Here is a 14303-nt window from a genome sequence, read left to right on the forward strand (position 1 = left end):
GAGGCTTGTAGCTTGCAGCTGTTCTCGGAGAGAACCGATGGCTTTGGCAATTTTTGATCTGGACGAAACGTTGATCCACGGCGACTGCTCCTCGCTATGGAGTGAGCAGATGGTCCGCCTCGGCTGGGTCGATGGCGAGTCGTTCATGCAGCGCGACAAGGAACTGATGGATGCCTACGGCCGCGGACATCTGGCGATGGAAGACTATATGGCTTTCAGTCTCGAACCATTGATAGGCCGCACCCCTGAGGAAATCGAGCACTTGGTTGGCCCGTGGGTGGAAGATTTCATCGAGCCGATCATCTTCAGCGACGCGACCAAAACCATCGCCGCCCACCGCAAGGCCGGTGACCGGATTCTGGTGATCTCGGCGTCGGGTATCCATCTGGTCAAGCCGATCGCCGAACGATTAGGTATTGATGAGGTTCTCGCCATCGAACTGGAAGTAGCCCACGGCGCATACAGCGGTAAAACCGTCGGCACCCTGACTTACCGCGAAGGCAAAATCACCCGTTTGCTGGAATGGCTGGACGCCGAAGAAGAAAACCTCGAAGGCGCGAGTTTTTATTCCGATTCGCGCAACGATCTGCCGTTGTTGCTTAAGGTGGACTTCCCCCACGTGGTCAATCCGGATCCGGTGCTGCTTGAGCACGCAGAAAAGGCCCGCTGGCCGATCCACCTCTGGAAATAAAAGCAAAAGATCGCAGCCTTCGGCAGCTCCTACTTTTGGAATGCGTGCCTCTGTAGGAGCTGCCGAAGGCTGCGATCTTTTGACCTTGCTGTCAGCTCAAGCCCTCATCGATCACCAACACCAACTTGCCCGCCACCGTATTGCTCGCCAGTTCGGCAAACGCTGCTTCGGCATCCTTCACCGCAAACGCTTTGGCCAATTGCGGACGCAAGCGGCCCTCGGCAAACAGCGGCCAGACATGCTGGCCCAGATCACTGAGCAGATCGGCCTTGAACTGATCGTCACGGCTGCGCAACGTCGAACCGAGCAGTTGCACACGCTTGGCCAACACCTGCGCCAGATCCAGTTTCGCCTCGCGCCCGCCCATCAAACCGATCAGCACCCAACGCCCGTCCAGCGCCACCAGCTTGAGGTTCAATGCTGAATAATTGCCGCCCACCGGATCGAGAATCACGTCGAACGGCCCGAAGTCGCGCAGGCTCTCCAGATCATCGGTGCGCACCACGCCGCCCTGCGCACCCAGCGCTTCGCAGTAAGCCAGGCGCTCGGCGGAACCGACGCTGACCCAGCACGGGTTACCGAAGGCTTTGCACAGCTGAATGGCGGCTGAACCGATTCCACTTGCGCCGGCGTGCAGGAGAATTTTCTCACCGGGCTTCAACGCTGCAAGTTGAAACACATTCAGCCAAACGGTGGCGTACACCTCGGGCAATGCCGCCGCCTCGATCAGCGAAACACCTTCGGGCACCGGCAGCACGTGCCGTCCGTCGACGACCACCTCTTCGGCCATGCCGCCCCCGGCCAGCAAGGCGCAAACCCGATCGCCGACCTGCCAGGACGAGCCCGCACCGACTTCGCTGATCACCCCGGAGCACTCAAGACCGAGCACGTGGCTGGCACCGGGGGGCGGCGGATAAAGTCCTGCCTTCTGTAATAAATCGGCGCGATTGAGGCCGGCTGCCGCCACCCGGATGCGGACTTGTCCTACATCGCAGGTAGGACTCGGCTCTTCAACCCATGCCACTTGACCTTCAACGCCTTGCAATGCCTTCACACTGCCTCCATAGTGAGTCTGGACTGAGCCCGAAGCTGTAGCGCCGGGCTTTTTGCATTATGCGACCGGCTCTCAAAGAACCGGCGACTTCAAAGACGGCCTAATATGCGTTATCAATTGTCCCCGCGTCGAATCAGCATGAAGCATCTGCTCCCCAGCACCGCCCTCGCTCTTTTCATCGGTATCGGTCTGTTGCCGGTGTCGGGCACCACATTCGCAGCCAACAGCTGGGACAAGTTGCAGCCTGATCGCGATGAAGTCATCGCCAGCCTGAACGTCGTCGAGTTGCTCAAGCGTCACCACTACAGCAAGCCGCCGCTCGACGATGCGCGCTCGGTGATCATCTACGACAGCTACATCAAGCTGCTCGACCCGTCGCGCAGCTATTTCATGGCCAGCGATATCGCCGAATTCGACAAGTGGAAGACGCAGTTCGACGACTTCCTCAAAAGCGGCGACCTCAACGCCGGGTTCACCATCTACAAGCGCTACCTGGACCGCGTCAAGGCGCGTCTGGACTTCGCCCTTGCCGAGCTGAACAAAGGCGTCGACAAGATGGACTTCAACACCAAGGAGACCTTGCTGATCGATCGCAAGGACGCGCCTTGGCTCAAGTCCACCGCGGAACTGGACGACCTGTGGCGCAAACGCGTCAAGGACGAAGTGCTGCGCCAGAAGATCGCCGGCAAAGACCCGAAGCAGATCCAGGAAACCCTGACCAAGCGCTACAAGAATCAGTTGGCGCGTCTGGACCAGACCCGTGCCGAGGACATCTTCCAGGCGTACATCAACACCTTCGCCATGTCCTACGACCCGCACACCAACTATCTGTCGCCGGATAACGCGGAAAACTTCGACATCAACATGAGCCTGTCCCTCGAGGGCATTGGCGCCGTGTTGCAGAGCGACAACGATCAAGTGAAAGTCGTGCGTCTGGTGCCCGCAGGCCCGGCGGACAAGACCAAGCAAGTCGCTCCGGCCGACAAGATCATCGGCGTTGCCCAGGGCAATAAAGAGATGGTCGACGTGGTCGGCTGGCGCCTGGACGAAGTGGTCAAACTGATTCGCGGTCCGAAAGGCACCGTGGTGCGCCTGGAAGTGATCCCGGCGAGCAATGCGCCGAACGACCAGACCACCAAGATCGTGCCGATCACCCGTGAAGCGGTGAAGCTCGAAGACCAGGCCGTGAAGAAGTCGATTCTCAGCCTGAAACAGGACGGCAAGGACTACAAACTCGGCGTGATCGAGATCCCGGCCTTCTACCTCGACTTCAAGGCCTTCCGTGCCGGTGACCCGGATTACAAGAGCACCACCCGCGACGTCAAGAAGCTGCTGACCGAGCTGCAAAAGGAAAAAGTCGACGGTGTGGTCATCGACCTGCGCAACAACGGCGGCGGCTCCCTGCAGGAGGCCACCGAACTGACCAGCCTGTTTATCGACAAAGGTCCGACCGTGCTGGTGCGTAATGCCGATGGCCGTGTCGACGTCCTCGAGGACGAAAACCCGGGCGCGTTCTACAAAGGCCCGATGGCGCTGCTGGTCAACCGCCTGTCCGCCTCGGCCTCGGAAATCTTCGCCGGCGCCATGCAGGACTACCACCGCGCGCTGATCATCGGTGGTCAGACCTTCGGCAAAGGCACCGTGCAGACTATTCAGCCGCTGAACCATGGCGAACTGAAACTGACCCTGGCCAAGTTCTACCGTGTCTCCGGGCAGAGCACCCAGCATCAGGGCGTACTGCCGGACATCGACTACCCGTCGCTGATCGACACCAAGGAAATCGGTGAAAGCGCCCTGCCGGAAGCCATGCCGTGGGACACCATCCGCGCGGCGATCAAACCAGCGGCCGATCCGTTCAAGCCGTTCCTCGCCCAGCTGAAGTCCGAACATGACGCGCGCACCAACAAGGATGCCGAGTTCGTGTTCATCCGCGACAAGCTGGCCCTGGCGCAGAAACTGATGGAAGAAAAAACCGTCAGCCTCAACGAAGCCGATCGTCGTGCCCAGCACGCCGACATCGACGCCAAGCAGCTGGCGATGGAGAACATCCGTCGCAAGGCCAAAGGCGAAGAACCGCTCAAAGAGCTGAAGAAAGAAGACGAAGACGCACTGGCCGCTGCCGAGCCGGACAAGGTCAAACCGGAAGACGATGCCTACCTGAGCGAAACCGGGCGCGTGCTGCTGGATTACCTGAAACTGAGCAATCAAGTGGCCAAGAAGTAAGTGATGGCAATTTAGTGCTGACGATCCCCGGATCGTCATCAAACAGTCATCATTCTGTCGTGCAATAAAGGACCGGGAGCAAGCGCTCCCGGTCCTTTTTTTATCGCCAGAGACTGCCATGACCACGACCGAACAGCTGAGCGCGTTGAGCTCGATCCTGACTCAAAGCGGTTTACACAGCCTGTTCCAGCCGATCATCTGTCTTTCCGAACGCCGCATTCTCGGTTACGAAGCCCTGACCCGTGGCCCGTCCAACAGCCCTCTTCACTCGCCGATTGCCCTGTTCGCCGTCGCGCGGCAGGCTGGACGATTGAGTGAACTGGAAATCGCCTGCCGACAAAGCGCCTGCCGCCGGTTCAATGAGCAGCAACTGCCGGGCAAGCTGTTCCTTAACGTGTCTCCAGAATCCTTGCTCGAAGCCGCGCACCAACCCGGACGAACGTTGCAACTGCTGCAGGACTTGGGCATTGCGCCGAGCCAGGTGGTCATCGAGCTCACCGAGCAGACCCCGATCGATGACTTTCAGTTGCTGCAAACCGCTCTGCATCACTATCGGGCGATGGGTTTTTCCATTGCGCTGGACGACTTGGGTGCAGGGTATTCGAGCCTGCGCCTGTGGTCGGAATTGCGTCCGGATTACGTGAAGATCGACCGGCATTTCATTGATGGCATTCATCAGGATGCATTGAAAAGAGAGTTTGTCGGTTCGATTCTGCAAATCGCCAAAGCCTCGCGCGCGCAGGTGATTGCCGAGGGGATCGAGTTGCCGGAAGAACTCGCGGTGCTGACTGAAATGGGCGTCGACCTGGTGCAGGGCTACCTGCTCGGCCGCCCTCAGGAACATCCGTCCCGCGACGCTCGCGCCTTGATGCCCAAACACGATAGCAGCGCTGTCGCGCTGAATGACGAAGGCAGCGACCTCAGCGCCCTGCTCAACGACCAGCCCGCCGTGCAACGCGATACGCCCACCGCGACGGTACTGGAAGCCTTCCGCCGCCAGGCCAACCTCAATTCGCTCGCCGTGCTCGACGAACAAGGCCAGCCCTGCGGCATCGTCCATCGCCACTCGCTGTCGGACGCACTGCTCAAACCGTTTGCCACGGACTTGTTTGCACGCAAACCGATCAGCCGCCTGATGAACGATGATTTCCTCGCCGTGGAAATCAGCCAGTCGCTGCAGCAAGTCAGCCGCCTGATCACCAGCCGCGCCCGCCAGCGCATCGAAGAAGACTTCATCATCACCCTCAACGGCAGTTACCTCGGCCTCGGCCGGGTGATCGACGTGCTGAAACTGATCACCGAACTGAAAATCCAGCAGGCACGCTACGCAAATCCCCTCACCCTGCTACCGGGCAACGTACCGATCCAGCAATGCCTCACGCGCCTGCTGCAACAGGCCCGCGAGTCGATTATCTGCTACGTCGACATCGACAGCTTCAAACCCTTCAACGACATCTACGGCTACGGCCGTGGCGACGAAGTCCTGCTCTGCCTCGCGCAATGCCTCAACGAACGCATCGACCCCACCCGCGACTTTGTCGGCCACATCGGCGGCGACGACTTCCTCCTCGTCCTCGGCCCCGAAGACTGGCGCAAACGCCTCAACCAACTGCTCGACGACTTCCAAAGCCAATGCCGCCGCTTCTATCGGCCTGAACACCTTGAGGCGGGATGTTTTATTGCGCCGAATCGCCAGGGTGTGCGGCAGGAGTTTGCGTTGTTGTCGTTATCGATTGGGGTAGTGCATTTGCGACCTGAGGCTTGTGCAGCGCTTGATGCCAGCCAACTTGCGGAGATGGCTTCGCAGGCTAAGCATCATGCGAAGGGGGTTGTGGGGTTTAGTGTGCACCTGATTGATAGTTTCGCCTTGGGCGATCAACAACTGCAGTTAGTGGAGCAATGTTAATCTGTTCAAATTTACGAAACGACGAGACAACTCAACGTCACCATTGACTCTGATCCTCAAGGCTCGCCCGAACCAGATCATCCTTCCACGACTCACTCGCGATCTCGAATACATGTTCAAAAAAACCACGAGCATCCATTATTTCCGTCTCATCCCATGCCAGTGTTCTGGGATCTTCATAGTCGCTCTCAAATTCTTTAGAAAAATCAAAATCAGCATCATGCAAATGGCTTTCAAGAAGTTTAAAAATCACAAACCTATGGCGATAGGTTAAATAATCAAAATCGGGAATAATGAAGTCATTAATTATTTTTTTTTGGTCTTCATAACTATTAGGATTGTAAATCCACAACGCCTCACCAAGCGTTTCTTCTCGATCGTAGATCGATATTCCACCCAAAACATGAGAGAGTTTTGGCTCATATGGAAAGTTTGTGAATGGCTGCATCAACATAATTCCACCTATCTCGGAAAGCCAGTAAACGGCCGCTTAACATCTCGTTTATCAAATTTTACTTCCGCCCCATCCAAGCTTTCTACGTAACGAGGATTACTTGGATTTCTTTCATTGGGCTTGTACCCACGACCCGCTCCTGGCAGTTTCATCCTAACAATAGGGTTTCCGTCTGCATCATATCCTGTCGGCTCAGGTATTTTTTTATGCATTCTGGATAAAGCGAAATGCAACGCTCTAAATTGCATCATCCAACTACTGAATTGCGAACTCGGGCCCACTGGGCCTCTAACGCCTTTTTTTGTTGGATGTGAGCCGTCTATTGATCTTTGCTTTAAAGCTGAATCATCGATCTCTGGGCCATGTTTTTCTACTGAGTGCATTCTGTATTGTCTGTTCCAAGCTAATACCCGGCGCTTAGCTTCAGCTTCATTTTGCGGTCCATCTTTGCCAACATCCGGAACGGTCGGTAACCCTTGATTTACATTCGGCCTGTTAGCTAGAGTCGGTGCTTGGCACCTCTCGGGCCTATTAGTTTTCGGCGGCGGGCAGTTCGACGTCAACCCCAACGGATCCACCCACCCCGTCGGATTCGGCACGTACTGGTACTGATTCAACCCGCCCGCGAGCTTCACCGGGTCCGGGGTCAGATACCGCCCAAGCCTCGGGTCGTAATACCGATGCCGGTTGTAATGCAGCCCACTTTCAACATCGAAATACTGCCCCTGAAAGCGCAGCGGTTGATCCAGATAGTCTTCGCCGGCCAAGGTGACGGCGGCGACTTTGCCGTAGGCGTCGTATTGCGCGGACCAGACGATTTCGCCGCTGTAGTCGGTCAGTTCCTGCGGGGTGCCGAGGTGGTCGAGTTGGTAGTAGAACGGGCAGGCTTTTTTCGGGCCTTTGCCATCCAGCATCGCGAGTGGGCGGAAGGTGCCGGGTTCGTAGAGGAAGCTGCGGTATTGCGTGGTGCTGCTTTCGGCGACGAGGTGTTCGCCTTGCCAGAAGAATTCGGTGACGGCGCTGTCGACGGTTTTGCGGATGCGCCGGCCGAAGGCGTCGTAGTGATACGTGGCGGTCTGGCCGTCGGGGCGGGTCAGGCCGATCAGGCGGTGCTGGCAGTCGTAGCGGTATTCAGTGACCAGGGTCTGGCCGTGGCCTCGGCGTTCGCGGATCAGGTTGCCGAAGGCGTCGTAGTCGTAATGGCGGTCGCCTTGCATCAGCAGGCGATTGCCCTTGATCTGCGCAGGGCCGGGGCGGTCCTGCATCAGTAGGTTGCCCGCCGGGTCGTGGGCGAAGGATTCGGGCAGTTCGTCGCGCGAGTGGCGGACGCGAATCAATCGGTCGAGGGCGTCGTAGCCGTAGGTGCGCTGGCCGTGGCGGCTGTCGGCGATGTGCTCGAGATTGCCGTTGGCGCTGTAGGCATAATCGCGGCGGTACAGCGAAGCGTGGCGATGGCCTACAGCGTGGGCGAGCAAACGGCCCTGATCGTCGTAGGCATATTCGCTGAGCAGCAGACCTTGCTGGCGTTGCTGTTCACGACCGCAGTGGTAGACGTGGCGCGTGAGCGGCGTGCCGTTGAGGTCGATGGCGCTCAGCGCACCGCCCTTGGCGTAGTGATAATCGAGCTTGCTGTTGTCCGGCAGACGCAGGCGTTTGAGCTGACCGCAGGCGTCATAGGCGTAGCGCAAGGTGCCCCAGCCCTGATGCTCGGTGATCAGCCGGTTCTGACGGTCATACTCGAAGGCCAGCGGATGGTTCTGCCCGTCATCAACGGCAACCAACCGACCGAGGCGGTCGTAGTCGTAGCGGATCTTGGCGCCATCGGGCAGGGTTTTGACCAGCAAACGCCCGGCCTTATCGCGCTCGTAGTGGGTGACCAGACTGGGGCCGAAATCACCAAACTCGGTCTTCTCCAGCAGGTGCCCGTTGAGGTCGTAGACGTAAGCCGTACGCCGCCCATCAAACCCGGTTTCCTGTCGGATCAATCCGGTCGGCGTGTAATCCAGGCAGTATTTTTCCCCTGACTCGTTTTCGATCTCGGTCAGCAACAGCCGCGCATGGTCGTAGCGGTACTGCACGCGGGTGCCGTCGGGGTTGATCCGCCGCGAGACCAGGTGCAAATCATCGTCATATTCATAGCGGGTGATGCGCCCCAGTTCATCGCGTTCGGCGGTGATCTGGCCGTAGGCGCCGTAGCTGTAGGCGCGCGTGCTGCCCGTAGGAGAAGTCGTCAGGATCAGTCGGCCGGCCGCGTCCCACTGCTGACGACTGACGACACCAAATTCGTCCTGGGTGGTAATCCGCCGTCCCAGCGCATCGTAGGAAAAGCGCCGTGCGCCACCATCGGGCAGGGTTTCTTCGATGAGCTGACCGAGCTCGTTCCACACCCAGCGATGGCGGCTGCTGTCCGGATAGCGCAGCGACAGCAATTGGCCGCGCAGGTTGTAGTAGTAATGGGTGACCTGGCCGTCGGGATCGACCGCTTCGGTGACGGCGCCTTCAGCGTTGCGCCGGTAGATCCACACCGCATCACCACGGCAACGCTTGTAGAGAAAACCGTTGCGGTACTCGTAGGACGTTGGTGCATCGTCCGGCGGAATCAGCGCGATCAGCCGTCCAAGTTCGTCGTAGCGGTATTCAGTGACCGCGCCCAACGCATCCTGCTCGGCGATCAAACGACCCTGCTGGTCATAGGCCTTGAGCTGCTCGCCGCCATCGGCCGCAACCTGGCGCACCAGCCGCGCGCGCTCGTCGTGGACGTAGACTTCTTCGGTACCGTCGACGTAATGCACGGTCACGCTGGCGTCGTCATCGTTCCAGACGTAACGGGTGTTCATCTGCGAGAACGACGCCCAGTGGCGCACGCAGCGCGCCGCTTTGCCCTCGCGCTGCCACTCCCAGAAGAAGCTCGCACCGCCAGTCAGCTGGCGCTGGAGGATGACGTGGTGATCGTCGTAGTCGTAGCGCTCGCTGTCGCCGACCGCGTTGGTCGCCACCAGCAGGCGTTGCCGGGCATCGAAGCTGTAGGTGGCAAGATTTTGCTCGGTGATCCACTCGCCCTGAACAAACACCTGATAATCGACCGCCACCAGTTGCGCGCGGTCATACCGCAACAGCAGCGCGCGCCCGGCGCCGTTGTCCAGACGCTGAATGCGGTCGGAGCGATCGCGTTGCAGGGTCAGACGATTACCGTAGACATCGCTGATCGCCGTCAGCCGGCCGGCGCGAAAGTGATAGAACCGCGCGGTTTCCCCGGCCAGGGCCAGAATCAGTTCTTCCGGCTCGTCGCCAAGAAAGATCGCCGCCCGCGACAGGCTGTTGTGAATCGCTGGGCGCGCGACATTGGGCAGGGGAAAACGGGTGCGGCGGTTTTCGTGGTCGATCCAGATCACGCCATCGCCGTCGAAGGCCAGCCGATGCGCGAGCGTGTGGCTCCAGCCGAACCCCAGGCCGATATCGATCTCGACCGCGCTGCTGCGGTACAAGCGGGTGAATTCGAAGGGCAGCACGCCATCGAGCACCGCGTCGGTCAGGGTCAGCAGTTCTTCGCCGGTGACCATCGACACCGGGCAGCCGTTTTTGCAGGTATTGGGCACGCAGTCGGCGGCATCGCCGTTGGGGTTCTTTGCTTGGTCGGGCGCGTCGTCGTGTGGCTCGTCTTTCTTCAACATGGCGTTGCGCTTGGCATCCCAGCGCAATTGCATCCGGCCCTTTTTCACCCCGGCGGCGATGCCCCGCGCGGCAACGGCTTTGTAGCGGTCGACGTATTCAATAAAGGCGTTGACGATGCTGAACAGCGCCTTGACCAGACGCTTGGCGACGTTGAACAGCTGCGTTGCGCGGTCAGCCAGACGCAGCGTCAGATAAGCGATCCCCGCCCCCGCTCCGACAAACGTCAGCACCACGCTGATCAAGACATCGATGATCAGTTGCACGATCATCATCGACGCCACTTCAGCAGACTTGCCGGCAACCTCGCTGGGCGGCAGCATGTCCAGCCACAGACTCGCCGACCGTAGCAGCAAGCACATCGCCGCTTCGTCACTGACCAGCAACTGCAGCTTTTCCATGAGATCCGGAGCGGTCTGCGCCAGCTCGATCAGCTCAGCCGCGCCACTGCCCAAACGCTCGGCAAACTTGCCGGGATCCTGGAGAATTTCCGAGAGCAGACCGAGGCTGTCCCATACCCCCTCGATGGCCGCCCAACTGCCGGCGAGCATGCCGTTGCTGGCTGCGATCGCCACCGACTGTGACCACTGCGGCTTGAAACCTTGCCACTCGCTACGCAGCCAGCGCTCAAGTTCGCCGGTCAAACCGTCGTAGGATTTGAACAGCTCGTCGACTTGACTGGAGGTGACAGCGCTGTGGACCAGAACGCGGTAGAACTTGCCCTCGTCGCCTCTGAACTCGCCCTTGCCCTGCTGATCAAGGGTGACCGGCGCGGTTTTGCCGCTATCCACGTCGACCACATCGACGGAAATGTTGCCCAGCGGGATGTCGTAGACCGATTCGAACTTGCTCTCGATTTGCATCAGCCCGCCGTGCGGGCACTGGACGACGCTGGAGGAAAATTCGTCGTCGCTGCTGCTGACCGACGTACTGCTATCGCCGAAGCGGATGATGCGCTCCATACCCACAAGCGATGGCAGGTCTACTGCCTCGCTGATCTGGTCCACTCTGCGACTGAGCCAGTGATCGAGCTGTTTGCGGTAGAGGCTGAGCGTTTGCGGAAAGCTGTCGAGTTCCTGCTCGATGCGCGCGATGGCTTCCATCAACACACGCGAGCAAACAAGGTGGACTGAAAAACGGGCTGAAGCATGAGCGGTCCCTCGCGCAAGAAATTAGTCGCGGGAACTGTGCGGGGGATCAAAGAGGAAAGAAGTCAGGCGAGTAGGCAAAGGATGTAGGACTAATCTGCAATCCAGCATCAAGCGAAAAACGTGCAGGCAAAAACGTAAACGCGGCGTGAGGAAAACCTCACGCCGCGTTTACTTAGAAGACATACATGGAATTACTGCTTTGAATCACCAGCCTTCAGCTGTTGCAGCTTCAGCTCGGCCAACGGGTGGCCGGTCTTGGCGGCCATGCTCCACCAACGAGCGGCCTCAGCGGGATCCGGCGCCTTGCTCGGCGTACCCGCGAGGCTGATCACGCCGACTTGATAAGCGGCTTTACCGTCGCCGGCCAACGCCGCCAGACGCAGCAGACGCACGCCTTCTTCACGCGCGCCTAGCCCGACGCCGCGAAAAGTCAGAATGTGCCCATAAAAGCTTTGAGCATCGACATCGCCGAGGTTGGCCATGCGCGCAAACTGGCCTTCAAGCCAGCGCCAGCCACGCGGCTGGCGAACGAACCACGACCAATGAAACAGCCGGCGGGCCAGCCAGTAACCGGCCCGCGCGTTGAGCCGCAGAAACACTCAGGCTTCCGCCGATTCCGGGTATTCGTATTCGAAGACCCGCACCACTTCCGACGCATGCCAGGACGCCGCCGCAACGCCATCCGAAGGCCCGGAAAAACGTCCCAGACGCTCGACACATTCAAAGAACCCGGTACGCGGCAAACGACTGGCGCCCTGACTGATGACCAGCGAACTGCGCAACGGCTGCTCGGCTTTGGCATCCAGTGCGGCCAGATGCTCCAGCGCAGCCGTCAATGTCTGCATGGCCGGCGTCGGCAGCTGCAAACGCTCAAGCAAGGCTCGATAGGTCAGAAGATGGCGCTGACGGCGCGCCTGGTCCAATTCCCCCAGCAATCCGTCCCAATGTTGACGGCTGATGCGTACGCTCACGATTCATCCCTCCAACCCGGCACCGTCAGTTCCCAGGCCAGGCTGCGGCGAATCGCGGCGTCGGGCTGACGCTCACCACTTTCGATCATGGCCAGGTAAGACGGGCTGATGCCTACCGTGCGGGCCAGCGCCTCGATGGCGATGCCCTTCCCTTCGCGCAAACTGCGTAATTGATCCAGACCCGGAAGAATCGGCTCCGGCGAGGTGGCGAGCGGCGCTGCTGGCTGCGGCGCCGGTGTTGCGTTGATCCCTGCTGCTTTCAGTAAAGCCTGATATTGAGCCCACGGCAGAACCGCGTATTCGGGTTCGCCATCGCGTGCAATTATCTGAATATCCATGACTACCCCGTAGGACAACACCACTTAGCGAGTCGGCACTTTTCCCTAGAAGTGTAATCCTAACAGCGGCTAAGGTCGCGAGGGGTATCTATCTGTAGGCAGACTTGGTCAGTCAGGGTTTTTTCGGGCCTTGCAGCTGCAATTGTTCAGGGGTATCAGGGAGGCGTTCAACCACCGCCAGCTTTTCGGGCTGCTGGCGTTTGCGCCACAGGCGAAAGGCGTTGAGCTCGTCATCGAGGGTTTTCATCAGCCAGGCGAGGACAGCGATGTCATCGAGCATGCCGAACATGGGAATGAAATCCGGAATGGCATCGACCGGGCTGAGGAAATACATCAGGCCCGCCACCACCGAAATCAGCGACTTGGCACTGATCGCGCGATACTCGCCACGCCAGTAGGCCAGGCATAACGACTGCAGCAAGCGCAGATCATCCTTGAGTTTGCCCAAGCGATTGCCTTGCGCGGCGCCTTTGCTGGCCACGGCAAACAACAGGGTCGGCAGGCGTCCACGGGCCAGCAGGCGACCGGCCAACGGCAGGAATCGAGCGAAATTCCACGGAGCTTTCATCTATTCTTCCCGTTGAAATGTTATCCACACAAATTGTGGATAACCTTGTGAACAGAGCTGCATTTCAGCGCTGAGAGCCCCGTTTCATAAGGGCTGCGCTCAGATCGGGCGTTTTTTACTCACATAAAAAAGCCCAATATTTCATTGACTTGGCAGCTCAGGGCGTCTAGCGCGGGCAGCCTCAAAGCTATGACTGTGCTGATCGCCGTCAGTTCGCTCTGTTTACCTTCCCTGACCTGCAGATGCAACAACGCCCCGCATAAGCGAGGCGTTGTTTTCGAGCCGTTGCGTGTTACTTGGCAGCGGCGTCTTCTTTGGCCGGATCCTTGATGGCCAACAGTTCCAGGTCGAAAACCAGAACCGAGTTGGCCGGGATTGCCGGGCTTGGCGACTGAGCGCCGTAAGCCAGATCGCTAGGGATGTACAGTTTGTACTTCTCGCCAACGTGCATCAGTTGCAGACCTTCAACCCAACCCGGGATCACGCCACTGACTGGCAGATCGATCGGGCTGCCGCGCTCGACGGAGCTGTCGAACACGGTGCCGTTGGTCAGCTTGCCGGTGTAGTGAACAGTGACGACGTCGGTCGGCTTAGGCTGTGGGCCATCGGCTTTCTTCACTACTTCGTACTGCAGGCCCGAAGCGGTGGTGGTGACACCGGCCTTCTTGCCGTTTTCTTCGAGGAATTTCTTGCCGGCGGCTGCCGACTCTTCACTCATCTTGGCCATACGCTCTTCGGCGCGCTTTTGCAGCGAGGCGAAGGCTTCGACCAGTTCTTCATCTTTCAGCTTCTGTTCTTTCTTGCCAACGGCATCTTCGATGCCCTGGGCTACCGCTTTGGAGTCCAGATCATCCATGCCTTCCTGGGCAAGGCTTTTGCCCATGTTCAGGCCGATGCCGTAGGAAGCTTTTTGCGCCGGGGTTTTCAGCTCTACGCTGGTCTGCGAGTCACAACCCGCGAGTACCAGGCTAACCAGGGCTACCGCCGCCGCCAACCGATGCTGTTTCATGCTATTTCCTTGTTCATGCGCCGAATGGGCAATCGAGTAAAGCCGCGAGCTTATCAGGCCGCCACGACCAATGGCTACCGGCATGAGAGCAGGAATCTTCCGATAAGTTCAGGGATTAAAACGCATTTGGGCAACGGCTGGATGAAGCTTCTGTCATTCACGGACGACAAGGCTCGTCGGCTCCTGACTCAGTATCTGGCGTAATGGCCACTTGCCCAGCCAGCGGCGCTCAGGCATAACAGCGCAACAATTCGACAAGGATGTTCAAC

At 59.0% G+C, this 14303-nt stretch carries 11 protein-coding genes; 3 read left to right on the plus strand and 8 right to left on the minus strand.

The genetic code is table 11. The annotated features are described in order from the left end of the window. The first annotated feature begins 37 nt into the window (after positions 1-37). On the plus strand, positions 38-691 hold the full coding sequence (locus KVG85_RS11855) for an HAD family hydrolase (RefSeq protein ID WP_217863950.1): 654 nt from the start codon (positions 38-40) through the stop codon (positions 689-691). 91 nt (positions 692-782) lie between these two features. On the opposite strand, the gene KVG85_RS11860 is transcribed toward KVG85_RS11855, so the two are convergent. Further along, the gene (locus KVG85_RS11860; protein ID WP_217863951.1) at positions 783-1745 is read right to left on the minus strand and encodes a zinc-binding dehydrogenase; all 963 of its coding nucleotides are present in this window, start codon (positions 1743-1745) and stop codon (positions 783-785) included. A gap of 138 nt (positions 1746-1883) precedes the next feature. Between KVG85_RS11860 and KVG85_RS11865 the strand changes: the two genes are divergently transcribed. Both KVG85_RS11865 and KVG85_RS11870 read left to right on the plus strand, forming a co-directional pair. Further along, on the plus strand, positions 1884-3968 hold the full coding sequence (locus KVG85_RS11865) for a carboxy terminal-processing peptidase (protein WP_163018905.1): 2085 nt from the start codon (positions 1884-1886) through the stop codon (positions 3966-3968). Positions 3969-4086: 118 nt separating this feature from the next. Next, positions 4087-5874, plus strand: a complete 1788-nt coding sequence (locus KVG85_RS11870) for a bifunctional diguanylate cyclase/phosphodiesterase (RefSeq protein WP_122699033.1) — start codon at positions 4087-4089, stop codon at positions 5872-5874. Between the two features lie 37 nt (positions 5875-5911). Here KVG85_RS11870 and KVG85_RS11875 read toward each other — a convergent pair whose 3' ends face one another. The 7 genes from KVG85_RS11875 to bamJ form a co-directional block, all read right to left on the minus strand. Next, positions 5912-6322, minus strand: coding sequence for a hypothetical protein (locus tag KVG85_RS11875; RefSeq protein WP_309475210.1), 411 nt, complete (start codon positions 6320-6322; stop codon positions 5912-5914). 14 nt (positions 6323-6336) lie between these two features. Further along, positions 6337-11100, minus strand: a complete 4764-nt coding sequence (locus tag KVG85_RS11880; protein ID WP_217863952.1) for an RHS repeat-associated core domain-containing protein — start codon at positions 11098-11100, stop codon at positions 6337-6339. Between the two features lie 239 nt (positions 11101-11339). Beyond that, positions 11340-11747, minus strand: a complete 408-nt coding sequence (locus KVG85_RS11885) for an SEL1-like repeat protein (protein WP_217863953.1) — start codon at positions 11745-11747, stop codon at positions 11340-11342. After that, positions 11748-12119 carry a hypothetical protein gene (locus KVG85_RS11890; protein ID WP_003223109.1) on the minus strand — a complete coding sequence of 124 codons (372 nt, stop codon included), beginning with the start codon at positions 12117-12119 and terminating at the stop codon, positions 11748-11750. It lies immediately after the preceding gene. Next, on the minus strand, positions 12116-12457 hold the full coding sequence (locus tag KVG85_RS11895) for a helix-turn-helix domain-containing protein (RefSeq protein ID WP_016773735.1): 342 nt from the start codon (positions 12455-12457) through the stop codon (positions 12116-12118). The genes KVG85_RS11890 and KVG85_RS11895 overlap by 4 nt, the downstream gene beginning before the upstream one ends. A gap of 112 nt (positions 12458-12569) precedes the next feature. Next, positions 12570-13025, minus strand: coding sequence for a YkvA family protein (locus KVG85_RS11900; protein ID WP_016773733.1), 456 nt, complete (start codon positions 13023-13025; stop codon positions 12570-12572). Between the two features lie 292 nt (positions 13026-13317). Further along, a complete protein-coding gene (gene bamJ / locus KVG85_RS11905) occupies positions 13318-14034 on the minus strand; it encodes a BamJ family beta-barrel-assembly machinery protein (protein WP_016773732.1) in 717 nt (238 codons plus the stop codon). Between the last annotated feature and the right edge of the window lie 269 nt (positions 14035-14303).

The sequence above is a fragment of the Pseudomonas triticicola genome, assembly GCF_019145375.1.
Classification (GTDB): domain Bacteria; phylum Pseudomonadota; class Gammaproteobacteria; order Pseudomonadales; family Pseudomonadaceae; genus Aquipseudomonas; species Aquipseudomonas triticicola.